At 66.4% G+C, this 20265-nt stretch carries 20 protein-coding genes and 1 tRNA gene; 6 read left to right on the top strand and 15 right to left on the bottom strand.

The features are described from left to right. Positions 1–3: 3 nt before the first annotated feature. Entirely contained in the window at positions 4–948 is a 945-nt protein-coding gene (locus JYG32_RS14985; protein ID WP_174382872.1) for an AraC family transcriptional regulator, read from the bottom strand. A gap of 229 nt (positions 949–1177) precedes the next feature. Between JYG32_RS14985 and JYG32_RS14980 the strand changes: the two genes are divergently transcribed. Beyond that, on the top strand, positions 1178–2230 hold the full coding sequence (locus tag JYG32_RS14980; protein ID WP_213263960.1) for an NAD(P)-dependent alcohol dehydrogenase: 1053 nt from the start codon (positions 1178–1180) through the stop codon (positions 2228–2230). 133 nt (positions 2231–2363) lie between these two features. Here JYG32_RS14980 and JYG32_RS14975 read toward each other — a convergent pair whose 3' ends face one another. From JYG32_RS14975 to gatC, 5 genes are all read right to left on the bottom strand, one after another. Further along, entirely contained in the window at positions 2364–3137 is a 774-nt protein-coding gene (locus JYG32_RS14975) for an exodeoxyribonuclease III (protein WP_213263959.1), read from the bottom strand. Positions 3138–3177: 40 nt separating this feature from the next. Further along, positions 3178–4017 (bottom strand): polyphosphate kinase 2 family protein, encoded by an 840-nt coding sequence (locus JYG32_RS14970; protein ID WP_174382869.1) that lies wholly within the window; start codon positions 4015–4017, stop codon positions 3178–3180. A gap of 118 nt (positions 4018–4135) precedes the next feature. Then, positions 4136–5611 carry an Asp-tRNA(Asn)/Glu-tRNA(Gln) amidotransferase subunit GatB gene (gene gatB / locus JYG32_RS14965; protein WP_213263958.1) on the bottom strand — a complete coding sequence of 492 codons (1476 nt, stop codon included), beginning with the start codon at positions 5609–5611 and terminating at the stop codon, positions 4136–4138. A 2-nt stretch (positions 5612–5613) separates the two neighbouring features. Further along, positions 5614–7185, bottom strand: a complete 1572-nt coding sequence (gene gatA / locus JYG32_RS14960) for an Asp-tRNA(Asn)/Glu-tRNA(Gln) amidotransferase subunit GatA (RefSeq protein WP_213263957.1) — start codon at positions 7183–7185, stop codon at positions 5614–5616. Positions 7186–7254: 69 nt separating this feature from the next. Beyond that, on the bottom strand, positions 7255–7554 hold the full coding sequence (gatC, locus tag JYG32_RS14955; protein WP_043184729.1) for an Asp-tRNA(Asn)/Glu-tRNA(Gln) amidotransferase subunit GatC: 300 nt from the start codon (positions 7552–7554) through the stop codon (positions 7255–7257). 367 nt (positions 7555–7921) lie between these two features. On the opposite strand from gatC, the gene JYG32_RS14950 reads away from it, so the two are divergent. The 5 genes from JYG32_RS14950 to rodA all read left to right on the top strand — a co-directional run bounded on the left by JYG32_RS14950 (position 7922) and on the right by rodA (position 14503). Beyond that, positions 7922–8965, top strand: a complete 1044-nt coding sequence (locus JYG32_RS14950) for a rod shape-determining protein (protein WP_004189550.1) — start codon at positions 7922–7924, stop codon at positions 8963–8965. Between the two features lie 409 nt (positions 8966–9374). Next, positions 9375–10445 carry a rod shape-determining protein MreC gene (mreC, locus tag JYG32_RS14945; protein WP_213263956.1) on the top strand — a complete coding sequence of 357 codons (1071 nt, stop codon included), beginning with the start codon at positions 9375–9377 and terminating at the stop codon, positions 10443–10445. Then, positions 10442–10954: a rod shape-determining protein MreD gene (gene mreD / locus JYG32_RS14940; RefSeq protein ID WP_009687274.1), complete on the top strand. Its 513-nt coding sequence runs from the start codon at positions 10442–10444 to the stop codon at positions 10952–10954. Before mreC ends, mreD begins: the two co-directional genes overlap by 4 nt. A 103-nt stretch (positions 10955–11057) precedes the next feature. Continuing rightward, positions 11058–13343: a penicillin-binding protein 2 gene (gene mrdA / locus JYG32_RS14935; protein WP_213263955.1), complete on the top strand. Its 2286-nt coding sequence runs from the start codon at positions 11058–11060 to the stop codon at positions 13341–13343. Positions 13344–13354: 11 nt separating this feature from the next. Continuing rightward, positions 13355–14503 carry a rod shape-determining protein RodA gene (gene rodA / locus JYG32_RS14930; protein ID WP_213263954.1) on the top strand — a complete coding sequence of 383 codons (1149 nt, stop codon included), beginning with the start codon at positions 13355–13357 and terminating at the stop codon, positions 14501–14503. Positions 14504–14600: 97 nt separating this feature from the next. Here the strand turns inward: rodA and JYG32_RS14925 are convergent, their stop codons facing one another. The 9 genes from JYG32_RS14925 to JYG32_RS14885 all read right to left on the bottom strand — a co-directional run bounded on the left by JYG32_RS14925 (position 14601) and on the right by JYG32_RS14885 (position 20250). After that, positions 14601–15386, bottom strand: coding sequence for a tetratricopeptide repeat protein (locus tag JYG32_RS14925; RefSeq protein WP_213263953.1), 786 nt, complete (start codon positions 15384–15386; stop codon positions 14601–14603). After that, positions 15383–16168 carry an HpcH/HpaI aldolase family protein gene (locus JYG32_RS14920; protein ID WP_213263952.1) on the bottom strand — a complete coding sequence of 262 codons (786 nt, stop codon included), beginning with the start codon at positions 16166–16168 and terminating at the stop codon, positions 15383–15385. The genes JYG32_RS14925 and JYG32_RS14920 overlap by 4 nt, the downstream gene beginning before the upstream one ends. Positions 16169–16485: 317 nt before the next feature. Then, positions 16486–16938 (bottom strand): 6-carboxytetrahydropterin synthase QueD, encoded by a 453-nt coding sequence (gene queD, locus JYG32_RS14915; RefSeq protein WP_006482561.1) that lies wholly within the window; start codon positions 16936–16938, stop codon positions 16486–16488. An 18-nt stretch (positions 16939–16956) separates the two neighbouring features. Then, positions 16957–17589 (bottom strand): 7-carboxy-7-deazaguanine synthase, encoded by a 633-nt coding sequence (gene queE, locus JYG32_RS14910; RefSeq protein ID WP_048244690.1) that lies wholly within the window; start codon positions 17587–17589, stop codon positions 16957–16959. 75 nt (positions 17590–17664) lie between these two features. Beyond that, a complete protein-coding gene (queC, locus tag JYG32_RS14905; RefSeq protein WP_174380692.1) occupies positions 17665–18399 on the bottom strand; it encodes a 7-cyano-7-deazaguanine synthase QueC in 735 nt (244 codons plus the stop codon). A gap of 337 nt (positions 18400–18736) precedes the next feature. Then, on the bottom strand, positions 18737–19447 hold the full coding sequence (locus JYG32_RS14900; RefSeq protein WP_174380691.1) for a hypothetical protein: 711 nt from the start codon (positions 19445–19447) through the stop codon (positions 18737–18739). 67 nt (positions 19448–19514) lie between these two features. Beyond that, complete coding sequence (locus tag JYG32_RS14895) at positions 19515–19847, bottom strand: type II toxin-antitoxin system RelE/ParE family toxin (protein WP_213263951.1); 333 nt, start codon at positions 19845–19847, stop codon at positions 19515–19517. Further along, a complete protein-coding gene (locus JYG32_RS14890; RefSeq protein WP_174380689.1) occupies positions 19844–20071 on the bottom strand; it encodes a ribbon-helix-helix domain-containing protein in 228 nt (75 codons plus the stop codon). Before JYG32_RS14890 ends, JYG32_RS14895 begins: the two co-directional genes overlap by 4 nt. A 103-nt stretch (positions 20072–20174) precedes the next feature. Beyond that, a tRNA-Phe gene (locus JYG32_RS14885) sits at positions 20175–20250 on the bottom strand. Positions 20251–20265 lie beyond the last annotated feature (15 nt).

Below are 20265 nucleotides of genomic sequence, written 5' to 3'. Positions count from 1 at the left end.
TCGCTATGCGTCCACGTCCGCCGCGATCGGCCGGCCTCCGCTCTCACGCATCCAGCGCACCTCGTCACCGGGGCTGCGGCCGAACAGCCGCTTGAACTCGCGGCTGAACTGCGACGCGCTCGCATAACCGACGCGCGCGGCAGCCGTGCCGGCGCCGACCCCGTCCTGCACCATCATCAGCCGCGCCTGATGCAGGCGCGCGGCCTTCACGTACTGCATCGGCGACGTCGCCGTCACATGCTTGAACTGCGCGTGGAACACCGCGAGGCTCATCCCCGCCTCGCGCGCAAGCGTCTCGACGTCGAGATCGGCCTTCAACTCCGCATGGATGCGCCGCAGTGCCTTCGCGATGCGGCCGAAGTGATGCTGCTGCACGAGCGCCGCGCGGATCGCGTCGCCCTGCGCTCCCGTCAGCACGCGATACGCGATCTCGCGCATGATCGCCGGCCCCAGCACGCGCGTGTCGTGCGGCGACGCGAGCGCTTCGAGCAGCCGCACCACCGCGTCGGCCAGCGGCGCGTCGAGCGGCGTCGAGTAGACGCCGAGCGGCTCGCTGGCGGCCGCGCCGAGCGTCTCGTCGAGCAGGATCGCGAGCTCGGCGATCACCGCGAGATCAATGCGGATCGAGATCGCGAGAAACGGCTCGTCCATGCTCGCGAAGGTCTCGCATTCGAACGGCAGCGGCACCGACAGCACGAGATACTGCTGCGCGTCGTAGACGAACGAACGGTCGCCGAGATAGCCGAGCTTGCGCCCCTGGCACACGACGATGATGTTGGGTTCGTACAGCACCGGCATGCGCGGCGCGGGACGACTCACGCGAATCAAGCGTACGCCGTCGAGCGCCGCGAGCGTGTCGCCCTCGTTCGGCGCGAGACGCGTGTGCAGCTCGATCATGCGGCGCTGCACACGCTCGCCCGCATCGGCAAAAAGGGGCTGGAAGCTCATCTGCGTGGTCCTGTCCGGCAAGAGAATCTGGCTCGCAATGTAGCACCATGAATGCGTTTTAACGGGCGTTCGCGTGCAATTCGAGAGGAATAGGCAAATCTTCCAGACCTTCGTGTATTTCGCCGCGGCGCCGCGCTCCTTACGATGACGTCCTGCCTCGCCGCATCGCCACATGATGCGACGGCAGTTCGTTTCGCCGGATGTTTTTCCCGGACAAGGAGCCCCCTGCATGAGCACCACCTACGCTTACGCGGCAACCGATTCGCAGTCGCCGCTCGCCCCGTTCGAATTCCAGCGTCGCGCGCTGCGCGACCTCGACGTCCAGATCGACGTCCTCTACTGCGGCGTCTGCCACTCGGACCTGCACCAGGCGCGCAACGAATGGCGCAACACGATCTATCCGGTCGTGCCGGGCCATGAAATCGTCGGCCGCGTGACCGCGACCGGCCCGCAGGTATCGCGCTTCAAGGTCGGCGAACTGGTCGGCGTCGGCTGCCTCGTCGATTCGTGCCGCACCTGCGCGAGCTGCGCCGACGGCCTCGAGCAGTATTGCGAGAACGGCTTCGTCGGCACCTACAACGGTCAGGACCGCGTGACGGGCGACGTCACGTACGGCGGCTATTCGACGCAGCTCGTCGTCGACGAGGCGTTCGTGCTGCGCGTGCCCGACACGCTCGACCCGGCCGGCGCCGCGCCGCTGCTGTGCGCGGGGATCACGACCTACTCGCCGCTGCGACAGTGGAACGTCGGCCCCGGCAAGAAGGTCGGCATCGTCGGTCTCGGCGGCCTCGGCCACATGGGTGTGAAGCTGGCGCGCGCGATGGGCGCGCACGTCGTGCTGTTCACGACGTCGCCGTCGAAGATCGACGACGGCAAGCGCGTCGGCGCGCACGAGGTCGTGATCTCGAAGGACGAAGCGCAGATGAACGCGCACCTGAACAGCTTCGACTTCATCCTGAACACGGTCGCCGCGCAGCACGACCTGAACCCGTTCCTGCACCTGCTGAAGCGCGACGGCACGATGACGCTGGTCGGCGCGCCGGAGCACGACCATCCGTCGCCGCAGGTGTTCAACCTGATCTTCAAGCGCCGCCGCCTTGCTGGCTCGCTGATCGGCGGGATCGCGGAAACGCAGGAAATGCTCGACTTCTGCGCGGAGCACGGGATCACGTCGGATATCGAGACGATTCCGATGCAGCAGATCAATGCGGCCTACGAGCGGATGCTGAAGAGCGACGTGAAGTACCGGTTCGTGGTGGACATGGCGTCGATCAAGCACTGAGCGTCGCCGGGCGGCGCGCACGACCGCCGCACCGAAGCAAAAACGAAACGGGCCGCATGTTCGACATGCGGCCCGTTTGGCATCCTGCAACCAGGGGGGTTCGACCGCTACGCGCACTGCGTAGCGCCGGCGGTCACTTCTTGTAGTCGTAATCGATCGTCAGCGGCGCATGATCGCTGAACTTGATGTCCTTGAAGATCGACGTGCTTTTCGCAGTACCGGCCACGCCCGGCGTCGCGATCTGGTAGTCGATCCGCCACCCGACGTTCTTCGCATACGCCTGGCCGCGGTTGCTCCACCACGTGTACTGCTCGGCGCGCGGGTCGAGCGTGCGGAACACGTCGACATAACCGACATCGTCGAACAGCTTCGTGAGCCACTCGCGTTCTTCCGGCAGGCAGCCCGAGTTCTTCTGGTTGCTCTTCCAGTTCTTGATGTCGATTTCCTTGTGGACGATGTTCACGTCGCCGCACAGGATCACTTCGCGCTTCTTCTTGAGCTGAGCGAGGTGCGGCATGAACTCGTCCATGAAGCGGTACTTCGCCTGCTGGCGCTCTTCGCCGCTCGAGCCGGACGGCACGTACACCGACACGACCGACAGCTTGCCGTAGCGCGCCTCGACGTAGCGCCCCTCGGAATCGAATTCGCTGCTGCCGAAGCCGATGATCACGTCATCGGGCTCGTGGCGGCTGTACACGCCCGCGCCGCTGTAGCCCTTCTTCTCGGCGTGGTGGAAGTAGCTCCTGAAGCCGTGCGGCTCGACGAATTCGGCCGGCAGGTCGTCGGCCGATACCTTGATTTCCTGCACGCACACGCAATCGGCGTTCTGTTCGCCGAGCCAGTCGAAGAAGCCCTTCTTCGCGGCGGAGCGGATGCCGTTCAGGTTGGCGGTAATCACTCGCATCATGTCGGGTTCCGTTCAGTTCGATGTTTTACAGGGTGGCAGCTTAACGGATCTTCACGCCTTCGAGCTCGGGCTTCGGCGGCGGGAATTCCAGCTTCATGTCGGTCATCGTGCGCAGCAGCAGCTCGGCGATCATCACGTTGCGGTGCGTCTTCGAATCCGCCGGGATCACGTACCACGGCGCATGCTCGGCCGACGTCGCGGCAAGCGCGTCGCGGTACGCGGACTGGTACGCGTCCCAGTGCTTGCGCGCGTCGAGATCGGAGATGTCGAACTTCCAGTGCTTGGCCGGATCGTCGATGCGCGCCTGCAGCCGCTCACGCTGCTCGTCCTTCGAGATGTGCAGGAAGCACTTGATGATCGTCGTGCCGTTCTCGACCAGCATCGTCTCGAAATCGCGGATCTGCCGGTAGCGGCGCTCGCATTCCTTGCCGTCGATCGTGTCGAGCACGCGCGGCACGAGCACGTCTTCATAGTGGCTGCGGTTGAAGATCGCAAGCTCGCCCGCGGCCGGCACCTGTGCATGCACGCGCCACAGGAAATCGTGCGCGGCCTCGATCGGCGTCGGCGCCTTGAACGACACGACGCGCAGGCCGAGCGGATCGACCTCGCGGAACACCGCGCGCACGGTGCCGTCCTTGCCGCTGGTATCCATCCCCTGCAGCACGAGCAGCACGCGCTTCTTCTGCTGCGTGTGCAGACGCTCCTGCTGCACGTCGAGTTCGGTCGACACGGCCGACAGCCGTTCGCGGTCGGCGTCCTTCGAACCGGACGAAAACGGCTTCGCGGCCGGGTCGAATGCATCGAGCGTGAATGCGGCGGCTTCCTTCTCGCGCGTGCTGTAAGGCACGCGGAAATCGTCGAGCGACGGTTGTTTCGCCATTCGTTCCTCCGTTGGACGGTGTGGTGCATACGATAACGCACCCATCAACGCAACGGGCCGCCCCGAACAGGTTCGGCGGCGGCCCGTCGTCAAGCGCGGTTCAGGCGCGCGATCATGCTCAGCCGAGCTTCTTCTTCAGCAGTTCGTTGACCTGCTGCGGATTGGCCTTGCCCTTCGTCGCCTTCATCGCCTGGCCGATCAGCGCGTTGAACGCCTTTTCCTTGCCCGCGCGGAATTCCTCGACCGACTTCGCGTTCGCCGCGAGCACCTCGTCGATGATCGCTTCGAGCGCGCCGGTATCGGAGATCTGCTTCAGCCCCTTCGCGTCGATGATGCGGTCGGCCGCGCCTTCGTCGTCCGCCTTCTCGTCCCAGATCGTCGCGAAGATTTCCTTCGCGATCTTGTTCGAGATCGTGCCGTCGGCGATGCGCTGCAGCACGAGTGCAAGCTGGGCCGCCGACACCGGAATCGCATCGATCTCGATGCCGTCGCGGTTCAGTTGCGACGACACGTCGCCCATCAGCCAGTTCGCGGCGATCTTCGCATTCGCGGCGCCGGCCTTCGCGACCACGGACTCGAAATACGCGGCCATCGCCTTGCTCGACGTCAGCACGCCCGCGTCGTACGCGGACACGCCGTATTGCTCGACGAAGCGCTGCTGTATCGCGGCCGGCAGTTCGGGCATCCCGGACTGCACGCGGTCGATCCAGTCCTGGCCGATCACGAGCGGCATCAGGTCGGGGTCGGGGAAGTAGCGGTAATCGTGCGCGTCTTCCTTGCTGCGCATCGAACGCGTCTCGCGCTTGTCCGGATCGTAGAGGCGCGTTTCCTGCACGACTTCGCCGCCATCCTCGATCAGCTCGATCTGGCGACGCACTTCGTAGTTGATCGCTTCCTCGAGGAACCGGAACGAGTTCAGGTTCTTGATTTCCGCGCGCGTGCCGAACTTCTCCTGGCCGACCGGTCGCACCGACACGTTCGCATCGCAGCGGAACGAGCCTTCCTGCATGTTGCCGTCGCAGATGCCGAGCCACACGACGAGCCCGTGCAGCGCCTTCGCATAGGCCACGGCCTCGGCCGCGCTGCGCATTTCCGGCTCGGTGACGATCTCGAGCAGCGGCGTGCCCGCGCGGTTCAGGTCGATCCCCGTCATCCCGGCGAAATCTTCATGCAGCGACTTGCCCGCATCTTCCTCTAGGTGCGCACGGGTCAGGTTGACCGTCTTCTCGTACGCTTCCTTGCCGGCCTTTTCGTTGGCGGGCACCTGGATCGTGATCTGGCCGCCCTGCACGACCGGAATCTCGTACTGGCTGATCTGATAGCCCTTCGGCAGATCGGGGTAGAAATAATTCTTGCGCGCGAAGATGCTGCGCGGCGCGATGGTCGAGCCGATCGCGAGGCCGAAGCGGATCGCGCGCTCGACCGCGCCGCGGTTCAGCACCGGCAGCACGCCCGGCAGCGCCAGGTCGACCGGGCACGCCTGCGTGTTCGGTTCGGCGCCGAACTGCGTCGGCGCGCCCGAGAAAATCTTCGAGACGGTCGACAGTTGCGCGTGCGTCTCGAGACCGATAACGACTTCCCATTGAGTAGCCATATTCATGCCTCCCGCCGAGCCGCCTCAAGGGAGGCATGCGCCCCCTCGGGGGGCAGCGAACAAAGTGAGCGTGGGGGCTCATTCCCCACCCCCGCCGGAACTTGCTTGTGCCAGTCGGTCGCGCGCTGGAACGCGTCGGCGACCTGCAGCATCCGGGCTTCGTTGAAATAGTTGCCGATGATCTGCAGGCCGACCGGGCGCTTCGCGTTCGCGCCCGCGCCGAAGCCGCACGGCACGCTCATGCCGGGCAGGCCGGCGAGGCTCACCGACAGCGTGTAGATATCCGCGAGATACATCTGCACCGGATCGTCGCCCTTCGCGCCGAGATCCCATGCGACCGTCGGCGATGCCGGGCCCATGATCACGTCGCAGGACTCGAACGCTTCCTGGAAATCCTGCGCGATGATGCGGCGGATCTTCTGCGCCTGCAGGTAGTACGCGTCGTAGTAGCCGTGCGACAGCACGTACGCGCCGACGAGAATCCGGCGCTTCACCTCGGGGCCGAAGCCTTCGGCGCGCGACTTCTTGTACATGTCGAGCAGGTCGCCGTACTGCGCGGCGCGATGGCCGAAGCGCACGCCGTCGAAACGCGACAGGTTCGACGACGCCTCGGCCGGCGCGATCACGTAGTACACGGGGATCGACAGTTCCGTCTTCGGCAGCGACACGGGCACGAGCGTCGCGCCGAGCGCTTCATACTGCTTCAGTGCCGCGTCGATCGCCGCGCGCACGTCGTCGGCGAGGCCGTCGCCGAAATACTCGTTCGGCAAGCCGATGCGCAGGCCCGCGAGCGGCTTGCCCGTATCGTTGCCGGCCGCCCACGGCTGGCCGAGATGGCGCGTGAAATCCTCGTCGTCGCGCTCGAGGCTCGTCGAGTCGCGCTCGTCGAAGCCGGCCATCGCGTTCAGCAGCAGCGCGCAGTCGGACGCGCTCTGCGCCATCGGGCCGCCCTGGTCGAGCGACGACGCGAACGCGATCATCCCGTAGCGCGACACGCGGCCGTAGGTCGGCTTGATGCCCGTCACGCCCGCGAACGACGCGGGCTGGCGGATCGAGCCGCCGGTGTCGGTGCCGGTCGCGGCCGGCGCAAGGCGCGCGGCGACGGCGGCCGAGCTGCCGCCCGAGCTGCCGCCCGGCACCGCGTTCGTGTCCCACGGGTTCTTCACCGCGCCGAACGCCGAGTTCTCGTTCGACGAGCCCATCGCGAACTCGTCCATGTTGGTCTTGCCGAGCGTGACCATGCCGGCCGCCTGCAGGCGGGCGACGACGGTCGCGTCGAACGGGCTCTCGTAGTTCGCGAGCATCTTCGAGCCGGCGGTCGAGCGCCAGCCGCGCGTGACGAAGACATCCTTGTGCGCGATCGGCAGGCCGGTGAGCGCGCCGCCCGCGCCGCGCGCGAGCTCCGCGTCGGCGGCTTTCGCCTGCGCGAGGGTCAGATCGGCGTCGACGTAGACGAACGCGTTCAGGTCGCGCGCGGCGTCGATCCGTTTCAGGTAGTGCTGTGCGAGCTCGACGGCCGAGCATTCCTTGGCGGCGAGCGCGGCGCGCAGTTCGGTCAGGCTTTTTGCGTGCATTGAGTGGTTTTCCTGGGAATTCTGGGTGGCGCGCGGCGCTGGCGGGCCGGCGCGCTTGTCATCGAATGCTTACTCGATCACCTTCGGCACGAGATAGAGGCCGTCCTGGACGGCCGGCGCCGGACGCTGGTTGTCGTCGCGATTGACGACTTCCGTCACGGCATCGTCGCGCAGGCGCTGCGCGACTGCCTGGATCTGTTCGATCGGGTGGGCGAGCGGCGCGATGCCGGCGGTGTCGACCGCCTGCATCTGTTCGACGAGGCCGAAGAATTCGTTGAGCTGGCCGAGCATGTGCTCGGCGTCGGCGTCGGCCATTTCGAGTCGCGCCAGATGCGCGATGCGTTTCACATCGGTCAGGGTCAGGGCCATGCGATCACCGGAAAAACAAGGCTGCGCGGCGCATCGAAAGCAGCGCCGCGGCGGGGGGTTGGAGGGTGCGATCCCACCCTCAAAAATCGGGACCGAAGCGGCAAAAATACCGCCCGTTTCGATTCAAATACCGTGAAATTATAAGGTATCATTACGCGTTCGACCCAAACCCGGCAGCCTTTTCCCGCACCGTTTCGCCCCACTTCGGCAAGCCGTGCGTGCTTCGTGCGATCCCCGGTAGACATCACTCGCAGCTTCGTGCGCCGCGGCGGCCGCTTCCGCCACGCTTCCCGAGGCTGTTATTTTTTCCGCTGCCGCCCTCAGCGTTCGCTATGCAGGGCCGGCCCAGAGCGAAACAGGATTCTGAATGTTCGGTTTTTTGCGCAGCTACTTCTCCAACGATCTCGCGATCGACCTCGGCACCGCAAACACCCTGATCTACATGCGCGGCAAGGGCATCGTGCTCGATGAACCGTCCGTCGTGTCGATTCGTCAGGAAGGCGGCCCCAACGGCAAGAAGACGATCCAGGCGGTCGGCAAGGAAGCCAAGCAGATGCTCGGCAAGGTGCCGGGCAACATCGAGGCGATCCGCCCGATGAAGGACGGCGTGATCGCCGACTTCACCGTCACCGAGCAGATGATCAAGCAGTTCATCAAGACGGCACACGAGTCGCGCATGTTCTCGCCGTCGCCGCGCATCATCATCTGCGTGCCGTGCGGCTCGACCCAGGTCGAGCGCCGCGCGATCAAGGAAGCCGCGCACGGCGCCGGCGCGTCGCAGGTCTACCTGATCGAGGAGCCGATGGCGGCCGCGATCGGCGCGGGCCTGCCGGTGTCGGAAGCCACCGGCTCGATGGTCGTCGACATCGGCGGCGGCACGACCGAAGTCGGCGTGATCTCGCTCGGCGGCATCGTGTACAAGGGTTCGGTGCGCGTCGGCGGCGACAAGTTCGACGAAGCGATCGTCAACTACATCCGCCGCAACTACGGGATGCTGATCGGCGAACAGACCGCCGAGGCAATCAAGAAGGAAATCGGCTCCGCGTTCCCGGGCTCCGAAGTCAAGGAAATGGAAGTGAAGGGCCGCAACCTGTCGGAAGGCATTCCGCGCAGCTTCACGATCTCCAGCAACGAAATCCTCGAAGCGCTGACCGATCCGCTGAACCAGATCGTGTCGTCGGTGAAGATCGCGCTCGAACAGACGCCGCCGGAACTCGGCGCCGACATCGCCGAACGCGGGATGATGCTGACGGGCGGCGGCGCGCTGCTGCGCGACCTCGACCGCCTGCTCGCGGAAGAAACCGGCCTGCCGGTGCTCGTCGCGGAAGATCCGCTCACCTGCGTCGTGCGCGGTTCGGGCATGGCGCTCGAGCGCATGGACAAGCTGGGCAGCATCTTCTCGTACGAGTGATCGTCTAGGGGGTTGTTTTCCCATGAAACGTACGTGCGAATGCCCGAAATCGGTCGCAGGGCAAGAAGTGAGGAGCGCCGTTTGGCCGCGCCAAACAAGCGACGAACGACGCCGCCATGCGGCCGATTTCGGGCATTCCCGTGAAACGAATTTTAAATTTGGGGTTGACCCGAAACGGGCCGCTCGCTGCGTCATGCTCCTTGCGAATACGTCAAGTATTCGCGGCGTCGCGATCCTTGCGAGCGGCCCGTTTCGGGTCAACGCACGCACGTTTCATGGGAAAACAGCCCCCCGATTTCGTTGATATGACGCACCCGCGGCGTGGCCGGATCGCTCGTTTAGAACGAACCGCCGCGCCGTTTGCGCGTCTGAGCATCATTTAACCGATCACACGCGCCCGGCGCCGACCATGGAATACAGTCCGCCGCCCCTCTTCAAGCAAGGTCCGCCCGCGCTCGCGCGGCTCATCTTCTTCGTTGCCCTCGCCATCGCGCTCCTCGTGTCGGACGCGCGCTTCAGCACGCTCGAAATCGTTCGCGGCGTACTCGGCACCGTGCTCTACCCGCTGCAGCGCGCGGCGCTCGTGCCGCGCGACCTGTTCATGGGCGCGGCCGACATCGCCGTCACCGGCGCGTCGCTGCGCCACGAGAACGACGACCTCCGCAAACGCAACCTGCAACTGTCGACGCAGGCCAACCAGGCCGCCGTGCTCGCGCAGGAAAACATGCACCTGCGCGCGGTGCTCGAGCTGCGCCAGCACATCGCGACGCAATCGACGCCGGTCGAGATCCAGTACGACACCAGCGATCCGTTCACGCAGAAGATCGTGGTCGGGCAAGGTTCGCAGCAGGGCATCCAGAACGGCGCGCCCGTCGTCAGCGAGGACGGCGTGGTCGGCCAGGTCACGCGCGTGTTCCCGCTGCAGTCCGAAGTCACGCTGGTCACCGACCGCGATCTCGCGATTCCGGTACAGGTGCTGCGCACCGGCCTGCGCAGCGTGATCTACGGCACGCCGAAGGGCGATTCGCTCGACCTGCGCTTCGTGCCGACGAGCGCGGATCTCGTCGTCGGCGACGAGCTCGTCACGAGCGGCCTCGACGGCGTCTATCCGCCCGGCCTGCCGGTCGCGAAGGTCGTGCGCGTCGACAAGCTCGCCGATACCGCATTCGCGCGCGTGACCTGCGCGCCGGTCGCGGCCGTACGCGGCGCGCGCCAGATGCTCGTGCTGCATTACCAGAACGACATCCCGCCGCGCCCGGCCGAACTCGAACCGGCCGCCGACAAGAACGCGAAGGGCGGCAAGAAGGGCGCGAAAGCCGCCGCGAAGGGCGAGAAAGCCGACAAGGCCGACGCGAACGCGAAACCGGCCGCTGCGGCCCAGCCCGGCGCGAAGCCCGCGCCGGCCGCGCCCGCCGCCCCCGGCAAGCCCGCCGCCGCGCCCGCGAAGTCCCCGGCCGGGCAACCAGGAGCCCAGCGATGAACCGCCCGCAATACATCCTGCAGCCGGTCAATCCGTACTTCATCGTCTTCAGCCTCGCCGCCGCGTTCCTGCTGAACCTGATGCCGTGGGGCCGCCTGCCCGGCGTGCCCGATTTCGTCGCGCTCGTGCTGTTGTTCTGGAACATCCACCAGCCGCGCAAGGTCGGGATGGGCGTCGCGTTCGCGCTCGGCATCCTGATGGACGTGCATGACGCGGGGCTGCTCGGCGAGCACGCGCTCGCCTATACGCTGCTGTCGTACGGTGCGATCACAATCCACCGCCGCGTGCTTTGGATGCCGATCGGCGTGCAGGTGCTGTATGTCACGCCGCTGCTCGTCGTCGCGCAGCTCGTGCCGTTCGTGATCCGTCTCGTGATGGGCGCCGCGTTCCCCGGCTGGCGCTACCTGGTCGACGGCTTCGTCGAGGCCGCGCTGTGGCCGATCGCGAGCCACCTGCTGCTGATGCCGCAACGCCGCCCGGTCGATCCGGACGACACGCGCCCCATCTGAGCCGGACCGACCTTGAATACCCGCCGCCCCCACGCCCGCCGCGCACCGCGCTTCGGGGCGGCACCTCGCCCGCGCGCCCGCGGGTCAGATCGACCCTAACCGCATGACCGAATTCAACGACACCCAACAGCAGCTCTCGAAGTTCCGCCTGCGCGTCGCGGCGGCGGGCGTGTTCGTGTTCGTCTGCTTCGGGCTGCTCGCGAGCCGCTTCTTCTACCTGCAGTTGATGCAGCACGGCAAATACGCGCTGCAGGCCGAGGAAAACCGCATCTCGGTCGCGCCGATCGTGCCGAACCGCGGGATCATCACCGACCGCAACGGCGTGATCCTCGCGAAGAACTATTCGGCGTACACGCTCGAGATCACGCCGTCGAAGCTCGACGACACGCTCGACAACACGATCGACAAGCTGTCCGAGATCATCCCGATCGACGCACGCGACCGCCGCCGCTTCAAGAAATTGCAGGAAGACTCGAAGAACTTCGAGAGCCTGCCGATCCGCACGCGGCTGACCGATGCGGAAGTCGCGCGCTTCACCGCGCAGCGCTTCCGCTTCCCCGGCGTCGACGTGCGCGCGCGGCTGTTCCGCCAATACCCGCTCGGCACGACCGCCGCGCACGTGATCGGCTACATCGGCCGGATCTCGAAGCGCGATCAGGATCGTATCGACGCGGTGAGCGACGACAACGACAGCGACCAGGAAAACTACGATCCGCGCCGCGACGCGAACAACTACAAGGGCACCGACTACATCGGCAAGATCGGCGTCGAGCAGAGCTACGAGACCGAGCTGCACGGGCTGACGGGCTTCGAGGAAGTCGAGGTGACGGCCGGCGGCCGGCCCGTGCGCACGCTGTCGCGCACGCAGGCGACGCCCGGCAACAACCTCGTGCTGTCGCTCGACATCGGGCTGCAGCAGGTTGCCGAGCAGGCGTTCGCCGGCAAGCGCGGCGCGCTCGTCGCGATCGAGCCGAAGACGGGCGACGTGCTCGCGTTCGTGTCGTCGCCGAGCTTCGACCCGAATTCGTTCGTCGACGGCATCGACCAGCAGACCTGGGACGAACTCAACACGTCGACCGACAAACCGCTCCTGAACCGCCCGCTGCACGGCACCTACCCGCCCGGCTCGACGTACAAGCCGTTCATGGCGCTCGCGGGCCTGACGCTCGGCAAGCGTTCGCCGGGCTGGGGGTTCCAGGATCCCGGCTACTTCACGTTCGGCGGCCACACGTTCCGCAACGACGTGCGCTCGGGCCAGGGCTGGGTCGACATGAACAAGGCGATCATGGTGTCGAACGACACCTACTTCTACATGCTCGCGCGCGACCTCGGCGTGAACGCGATCGCGAACTTCATGAAGCCGTTCGGCTTCGGCCAGATCACCGGGATCGACATCCAGGGCGAAGCGCGCGGGATCCTGCCGTCGACCGACTGGAAGAAGAAGGCGTTCAAGAAGGCCGCGCAGCAGAAGTGGTTCGACGGCGAGACGATCAGCCTCGGGATCGGCCAGGGCTACAACTCGTTCACGATCCTGCAGCTCGCGCACGCGACCGCGACGCTCGCGAACAACGGCGTCGTGATGAAGCCGCACCTCGTGAAGGAAGTCGAGGATCCGATCACGCGCGGGCGCCACCTGACCGTGCCGAAGGAAAGCGAGACGATCCCGCTCAAGCAGGCCGACATCGATGTCGTGAAGCGCGGCATGGAGAACGTGATCGAGAACCCGTCCGGCACCGCGTACAAGGTGTTCCGCGGTGCGCCGTACCTCGCCGCCGGCAAGACCGGTACCGCGCAGGTGTTCTCGCTGCAGGGCTCCAACTACAAGGGCCACCTGCTCGCCGAGCACCTGCGCGACCACGCACTGTTCATCGCGTACGCGCCGGTCGACCATCCGCAGATCGCCGTGGCGCTGGTCGTCGAGAACGGCGGCTGGGGCGCGCAGGCCGCGGGCCCGATCGCGCGCCGCGTGCTCGATTTCTACCTCGTCGAGCGCCAGAACCCGAAGAACGAGGCCGCGGCCGTGGCCGCCGCGGCATCGGCGACCGAACCCGTCAACGCACCGGTGATCGGCGACGCGAACAAGCCCGCCGCCGTCGCGGTCGGCTTCAAGACGCTGCCGCAGCCCGTCGTGCAGACCGCGGCCAGCGCGGCCGATGCGGCCTCGGCCGCGTCGGCGTCCGATGCGTCGGGTGCGGCCGGTGCAAGCGCGGCGCAGCCCGCCGACGCGAGCGCCGCGGCGCCGAGGGCCGCGAGCCTGCCGCCGATCCGGCGCCCGCACCGGCCGCGCCGCCCCGCCAGCGACGCGCAGCCGGTCGCTGCCGCGCCGCGGGACGACAACCATCGTGCGACGGCCCCCGCGAAAGCGGCGGACGCCGGCACCGCTCATTAACGGAGAAAGGCATGCAATTCGACAAGCGCGCCTGGCTCGACAAGATCAAGCAGATGTTCGCGGGCTTCGACCGCCCGCTCGCCCTCATCGTGTTCCTGCTGCTGTGCGTCGGCATCGTCACGCTGTACAGCGCGGCGATCGACATGCCGGGTCGCGTCGAGGATCAACTGCGCAACATCCTGCTGACGTTCGTGCTGATGTGGGTGATCGCCAACATCCCGCCGACCACGCTGATGCGCTTCGCGGTCCCGCTCTATACGTTCGGGGTCGCGCTGCTGATCGCGGTCGCGCTGTTCGGGATGACCAAGAAGGGCGCGAAGCGCTGGCTGAACGTCGGCGTCGTGATCCAGCCGTCGGAGATCCTCAAGATCGCGACGCCGCTGATGCTCGCGTGGTACTACCAGCGCCGCGAAGGCGGGCTGCGCTGGTACGACTTCCTCGTCGCGTTCGGAATCCTGCTGGTGCCGGTCGGGCTGATCGCGAAGCAGCCCGACCTCGGCACGGGCCTGCTCGTGTTCGCGGCCGGCTTCTTCGTGATCTACCTCGCCGGCCTGTCGTTCAAGCTGATCGTGCCGGTGCTCGTCGCGGGCGTGATCGCGGTCGGGTCGATCGCGGTGTTCGAGGAGCGCATCTGCCAGCCCGAAGTGCAGTGGCCACTGATGCACGACTACCAGAAGCACCGCGTGTGCACGCTGCTCGACCCGACCTCCGACCCGCTCGGCAAGGGCTTCCACACGATCCAGGCCGTGATCGCGATCGGCTCGGGCGGCGTGCTCGGCAAGGGCTACCTGAAGGGCACGCAGGCGCACCTCGAATTCATTCCGGAGAAGCACACCGACTTCATCTTCGCGGTGTTCTCGGAGGAATGGGGGCTCGCAGGCGGGCTCGTGCTGCTGACGCTGTACATGGCGCTGATCGCGCGCGGGCTCTATATCGCCGCGCAGGGCGCGACGCTGTTCGGCCGCCTGCTCGCGGGCTCGCTCACGCTCGCGTTCTTCGTCTACGCATTCGTCAACATCGGGATGGTGAGCGGCGTGCTGCCGGTCGTCGGCGTGCCGTTGCCGTTCATGAGTTACGGCGGCACCGCGCTCACGACGCTCGGCATCGCGATCGGGATGATCATGAGCGTCGGGCGACAGCGGCGGCTGATGAAGAGCTGACCGCGCAGCCTGCATCGCGGAAAAAATACGGCGCCCCGCGGCGCCGTTTTTCATCGGGCGTGCCGAACGCGGCCATGCGATGCAACGCGGCCGCCGCTCACTGCGGCGCCGCGTGCGGGCCTCCTTGCTCCGCGCCGCCACCCGGCGCCGGCCCCTGCGACTTCAGCCGCGCGCTCAACTCCTTGAATTTCAGCCCGGCCGTCTCGTCGCCCTGCGCGGCCGCCGCCGCGTAATACGCACGCGCGATGTTCAGGTTCTGCTCGACGCCGTCGCCGCCGCGCTCGTAGAACGATGCGGTCACGTACTGCGCGGTCGGCTCGCCGGCGTCGGCGGCCTGCTTGTACCACGCGAACGCCTGCCGGTTGTCGCGCGGCGTGCCGCGTCCGTCGAGAAACTGGTTCGCGAGCGACAGCTCGGCCTGCACATGCCCCTGCTTCGCCGCCCGCAGGAACCAGCGATGCGCTTCGGACGGATTGCGCGCGACGAACTCGCCGTCGTCGAACATCCGGCCGTACACGTACTGCGCATGCGACATGTTCGCGTCAGCCGCGCGCTTCAGCCAGCGCAGCCCTTCGTCGACGTTCGCCGTCACGCCTTCGCCCGTCAGCAGCATCATCGCGTAGTTGAATTGCGCGAGACGGTCGCCGCGCTCGGCCGCGTCGTGGAACTGCACCAGCGCCGCGCGATAGTCGCCGGCGTTGTAGTCGGCGACCGCCGATTGCGTCTCGCGCGACGGATCAGGCTTCGCTTGCGGCGCGCCCTGCGCGGCCGCCGCGACACACACGGCCCACAGGCCGAGCATCGCGCCGAACCGCGCGCATGCCCCGGTCGCACCGGTCGCACCCTGCGCGCGCCTGCAAGACGCGCCGTCGCCGCCGTTCATGACCGTACCTCCTGCAGCGCTTGCCGCGTCGCACGCAGCAGCCAGCTCACGTCGGCCGACAGCGTGATCATCCGGTAGCCGGCCTCGCGGTACTGCCGCGCGCCCGCCGTATCGCCCGCGAAAATGCCGACCGCGACGCCGGCCTGCTTGCCGGCCGCGAGCACGCGCGCCATCGCGGTTTCCACGTCCGGGTGGCGGATGTCGCCGAGATGCCCGAGGCTCGCCGCGAGATCGGCCGGGCCGATGAACAGGCAATCGACGCCGGGCGTCGCCGCGATCCGCTCGACTTCGTCGACGCCGCGCGCCGATTCGATCTGCACGATCACCGCGACCTGCGCGTTCGCCGTCTGCACGTAATCGCGGCGCATCCCGTACGCCGCCGCGCGTACCATGCCCGCGACGCCGCGCAGCCCGTCGGGCGATTCGGGCGACGGGAAGCGCGTGAGCCGCACCGCGTGCGCGGCGTCGTCGGGCGTCTCGATGCACGGAAACATCAGCGTGCGCGCGCCGGCGTCGAGCGCGCGCTTCACGAGCCACGGCTCGCGCGCCGGCACGCGCACGACGGGCTCGCTCGGCAGGTGTGCGGCAGCGATCGCGCGCAACTGCGAGGCGACCTCGCGGCTGTCGTTCGGCGCGTGTTCCATGTCGATGCAGAGCCAGTCGTAGCCGGCGTGCGCGAGCGCTTCCGCGGCCGAATCGCTGCCGAGCGACAGCCACAGGCCGTACAGCGGCTCGTCGCCGTCGCGCAGGCGTTGTTTGAGGGAATTGGTGAGCGTGCTCATCGATACGGCCTCCTGGACGGAACGGCAATCGAACGGGACAAGCAACTGGCGAAGCGACGGCGCAACGCGCCGGGTAGAGCAGCACGACGGCGGCGCCAAGCCTCGCCCTGGAACGTTAGTCGGCCGTGGACGGCCGATCTGACAGCGCGGGCCGTACGACGGCGCACCGATGCGTTTTCCGGTGCCACGCAACGATCATAGCGCGGCATTACGCGGAATGTCGGAATGGGCGGGGAGCAACGCCGGCGCGGGACGAGGCCGCGGGGCGCGGTGGCGGGCAGCCCGCGCCGGACGGCGGGGCTGCCGGAAAGGCGGGATCAGCGGCCGGGCTGGCGCTCGACGTCGGCCCAGCAGTTCGGCGTTTCGTACAAGCGCACGCGCTCGAGGCGCAGGTTCACGCCGTAGTGCGCGTCGTACACGTTCGCGAGGAGGTCGAACGCGATCGCCGCGAGGTTCTCGACGGTCGGGATCCGGTCGATCACGACGGTCTTGTGGTCGGCCATCTGTTCGAGGAACGAGCGCACGACCTCGTCGCGCGCATAGACCAGGAACGCGTGGTCCCACTTGCTGACAAGGTGCTCCATCGCAAGCGCCTTCACGTCGGCGAAATCCATCACCATGCCGCGGTCGGGCGCCCCCTCGGTATCGACGAGATCGCCGCGCAGCGTGATTTCGAGCACGTAGCGATGGCCGTGCAGGTTCCTGCACTGGCTGCGGTGATCGGGAATGCGGTGGCCCGCATCGAATTCGAGTTTTCGGGTAATCAGCACGATGTCAAAGGCCGTGGCTCAGGGAATGTTCAGATATTTGTGGGTCTGCATCGACAGGCGCCACTGCGGATGACGCTTGCACCAGTCGATCGCGAGCTTCGTATTGAGGTCGCGCGACGGGCCGTCCATCGGCTGGACGAGGAAATACTCGAAGTCGAGCTTCGCATAGTCGGCCAGCCGCTGGTTGTCCTGCGGGATCACGACCTTCAGTTCGTTGCCCTTCGTGACGACGAGCGGTGCATCGGCCTTCGGGCTCACGCAGATCCAGTCGATCGATTCGAGCACCGGCAGCGAGCCGTTGGTCTCGATCGCGATCTCGAAGCCCGCCGCGTGCAGCGCGTCAACGAGCGGCTGGTCGAGCTGCAGCATCGGCTCGCCGCCCGTGCAGACGACGAAGCGGTGCGCCTCGCCATCCGGCCACAGGCCGGCGATCGTCGCGACGAGCGCTTCGGCGTCCTTGAACTTGCCGCCGTTCTCGCCGTCGGTGCCGACGAAGTCCGTATCGCAGAAACGGCACACTGCCTCCGCACGATCCTCTTCGCGGCCCGACCACAGGTTGCAGCCGGCGAACCGGCAGAACACGGCCGGCCGGCCCGCGTTCGCGCCCTCGCCCTGCAACGTGTAGAAAATTTCCTTGACCGCGTAAGTCATCGTCCTTCGTCCGGCTCGCGCCGCTCGTTGTCGATCAGAATCCGTTATCCATCAAGCGCTGCCGGCGCATCCGCGTCACAGCGGCGCTTCGGTCACCCGCTCGCCCTTCAGGTAGGCCTCGTAGCCGCGCTTGCGCAGCTTGCAGGCCGGGCACTCGCCGCAGCCGAAGCCCCAGTCGTGCAGTTCCGCGCGCTCGCCCACGTAGCACGTGTGCGTCTCGACGCGGATCAGTTCGACGAGCGCTTCGCCGCCGAGCTGTTCGGCGAGCTGCCACGTCTGCGCCTTGTCGAGCCACATCAGCGGCGTCTCGAGCACGACACGCGTGTCCATCCCGAGGTTCAGCGCGACCTGCAGCGCCTTCATCGTATCGTCGCGGCAGTCGGGGTACCCCGAAAAATCGGTCTCGCACATCCCGCCGACCAGCACGCGCAGCCCGCGGCGATAGGCGATCGCCGCGGCGATCGTCATGAACATCAGGTTGCGGCCCGGCACGAACGTGTTCGGCAGGCCGTTCGCCGCCGTCTCGATCTCGATCGTGCGCGTCATCGCGGTATCGCTGATCGCGCCGAGCACCGACAGGTCGATCATGTGATCGTCGCCGAGCCGGTCCGACCACGCAGGAAACTTGCGCTTCAGCGCTTCGCGCACGCCTTCGCGACATTCGAGCTCGACACGATGGCGCTGGCCGTAATCGAAGCCAAGGGTCTCGACCGTCTGGTAGCGTTCGAGTGCCCATGCCACGCACGTGGCCGAGTCCTGCCCGCCGGAAAACAACACGAGCGCGCCGTCTTTAGCGTCTGTCCGAATCACCGTGATACTCCGTGAATGTGTAGGCTCGCGTCGCGCTGCGCCCCGGGGCCGGCTGCCGCCGGGCGGCCCGACGCGTGCCGGCCTGCGCCGGCTCGACCAGTATAGGCAGCGGCACATGCCGCAAAGACGGCGGGAGGTTATACCGGCCATCGCACGGCGCCCATCGCACGGCATCAGTGCGCCGCGCTCGAAGCCGCGGCTAAGTCATTGAGCGGGCACGGATTTTACCATGCCGCCCAAAAGGACGCGGGACGCGTCGCACCCGGCACAAGCGAAAAACCCCAAGAATCGCCACGACTCTTGGGGTTGGTACCGGCAGCGTACGATTTTATCACACTCAACGGTCGGGGACGGCCAGCCCAGCCTTCGCTTCCGCGTCAGCCCACTCCCACGGCTCAAGTACCGCATTTGCCTCCAATCCCCAGTGCGGCAATTGCTCATATCGCCAAGCACGCGGCACCGGATCGCGATGATTTGCCTCGGTCACGCGGAAACGGTCGATGAAACCGTTCACTGCGTCGACCGTGATATAGGGCACATCGATCGTCGCATGCAACCCTATGCCGACGGAATAATCGCGATGCAACTCCCACGCTTCGAAGACCTCGATGTCGCCACTGTCGGCAACGGACTGAAGGTGCGCCTGCACCCATTCGGCCCGCGTATTGCCATCGAGCTCGGGGTAACGGACGGGCTCCCGTGCACCGAACGTACGGCACCCCGATTTCGGGTCGACCACGGCGTCGACAAACAGCGGTTCGCGGTCGGGTGCGAGTTCATACGAATGCCGCCATGCGCGATCTTGAACGGCTTCCTGAAATGCATGGCGCGCGGTCTCGATCGTCAGGTTGTAGAACACCGGAGCCTTGCGTCCAAGAAAAAATGCATCGATCCAGCCATTGCGACCGTGCAGGTAATCGTGCGTGGTGAACTGTCCGCCGAGCATCGGCGCTGCTCGCCGAATGCGATTCCTCACGTCGATATACGCAGCCTTGCGCCTGCGCAGCGATTGCAACTCGAACGGCAACGCGCTTTTTCTTCCCTTCATCAGTTCACCTCCTGGTTGTCGCGACGCGATGACGGCGAAAAACGTCGCTCCGACAAGGGGGAACAGGTCAGCTCTGGCCATCCTCTTCGCGCAGCCACGACGGAATATCGCGCATGCCGTGCAATACGCGCCAGACATCGACGTGATCGTCGTGCTCGACATAGAAAACGATGTGCGGGTAGTGCGTCAGTTGCCAGCTACGCAATCCCGGCACAGCGAGCTCATGAGCATAACGAGGCGAACCGGTCGCCGCATGTCGGCCGATATGCATATACGCCTGCTCGAGCGCGTCGACGAAACCGAGTGCGGCTTCCCGCGCATTCTGTCGCAGGTAGTCGTCGATTGCGTCTTCGACATCCTGCCTGGCAAGCCCCCTCGGAACGACAGGCTTCTTCGTCATCCGCGGGCGCGAACCCGCAGCGAATCGAAATAATCGTCACCGACAGGCGCGGTAGGCGCCGAAGCGGCGCCCGCCAACAGCAGCCCGCGCAGATGCTGGCGATCCTGATCCTTGCGAATCAGTTCGCGCACGTACTCGCTGCTGGTACCGTAACCGCGCAGGCCGACCTGCTCATCGACGAAAGCCTTCAGCGATTCGGGAAGGGAGATATTCATGGTGCTCATGCGGCCATGCTAATCCGCTTGGCAAAATTTGGCAAACGGCCGAATGACATATCAGAGCGCAGAAATGAAAACGCCCGACCTGTTCAGGTCGGGCGTCTAATTCTGGTGGCCTGGGACGGAATCGAACCATCGACACGCGGATTTTCAATCCGCTGCTCTACCAACTGAGCTACCGGGCCAACGAAGAATGAAAG

The sequence above is a fragment of the Burkholderia pyrrocinia genome, from assembly GCF_018417535.1.
Classification (GTDB): Bacteria; Pseudomonadota; Gammaproteobacteria; order Burkholderiales; family Burkholderiaceae; genus Burkholderia; species Burkholderia pyrrocinia_E.
Note: the sequence above shows the minus strand (reverse complement) of the source record. Positions and strands in the feature narration are given on the sequence as shown.

Bases quoted from the DNA above. Each gene is read 5' to 3' on its own strand.
- JYG32_RS14975 (WP_213263959.1), bottom strand. From the start codon at position 3,137: ATGATGCGAGTGATTACCGCCAACCTGAACGGCATCCGCTCCGCCGCG.
- JYG32_RS14920 (WP_213263952.1), bottom strand. From the start codon at position 16,168: ATGAGCACGCTCACCAATTCCCTCAAACAACGCCTGCGCGACGGCGAC.
- JYG32_RS14890 (WP_174380689.1), bottom strand. From the start codon at position 20,071: ATGAGCACCATGAATATCTCCCTTCCCGAATCGCTGAAGGCTTTCGTC.
- JYG32_RS14970 (WP_174382869.1), bottom strand. From the start codon at position 4,017: ATGGCGAAACAACCGTCGCTCGACGATTTCCGCGTGCCTTACAGCACG.
- JYG32_RS14925 (WP_213263953.1), bottom strand. From the start codon at position 15,386: ATGAACGGCGGCGACGGCGCGTCTTGCAGGCGCGCGCAGGGTGCGACC.
- gatC (WP_043184729.1), bottom strand. From the start codon at position 7,554: ATGGCCCTGACCCTGACCGATGTGAAACGCATCGCGCATCTGGCGCGA.
- JYG32_RS14950 (WP_004189550.1), top strand. From the start codon at position 7,922: ATGTTCGGTTTTTTGCGCAGCTACTTCTCCAACGATCTCGCGATCGAC.
- mrdA (WP_213263955.1), top strand. From the start codon at position 11,058: ATGACCGAATTCAACGACACCCAACAGCAGCTCTCGAAGTTCCGCCTG.
- rodA (WP_213263954.1), top strand. From the start codon at position 13,355: ATGCAATTCGACAAGCGCGCCTGGCTCGACAAGATCAAGCAGATGTTC.
- JYG32_RS14900 (WP_174380691.1), bottom strand. From the start codon at position 19,447: ATGAAGGGAAGAAAAAGCGCGTTGCCGTTCGAGTTGCAATCGCTGCGC.
- JYG32_RS14980 (WP_213263960.1), top strand. From the start codon at position 1,178: ATGAGCACCACCTACGCTTACGCGGCAACCGATTCGCAGTCGCCGCTC.
- JYG32_RS14895 (WP_213263951.1), bottom strand. From the start codon at position 19,847: ATGACGAAGAAGCCTGTCGTTCCGAGGGGGCTTGCCAGGCAGGATGTC.
- mreC (WP_213263956.1), top strand. From the start codon at position 9,375: ATGGAATACAGTCCGCCGCCCCTCTTCAAGCAAGGTCCGCCCGCGCTC.
- mreD (WP_009687274.1), top strand. From the start codon at position 10,442: ATGAACCGCCCGCAATACATCCTGCAGCCGGTCAATCCGTACTTCATC.
- gatB (WP_213263958.1), bottom strand. From the start codon at position 5,611: ATGGCTACTCAATGGGAAGTCGTTATCGGTCTCGAGACGCACGCGCAA.
- gatA (WP_213263957.1), bottom strand. From the start codon at position 7,185: ATGCACGCAAAAAGCCTGACCGAACTGCGCGCCGCGCTCGCCGCCAAG.
- JYG32_RS14985 (WP_174382872.1), bottom strand. From the start codon at position 948: ATGAGCTTCCAGCCCCTTTTTGCCGATGCGGGCGAGCGTGTGCAGCGC.
- queE (WP_048244690.1), bottom strand. From the start codon at position 17,589: ATGACTTACGCGGTCAAGGAAATTTTCTACACGTTGCAGGGCGAGGGC.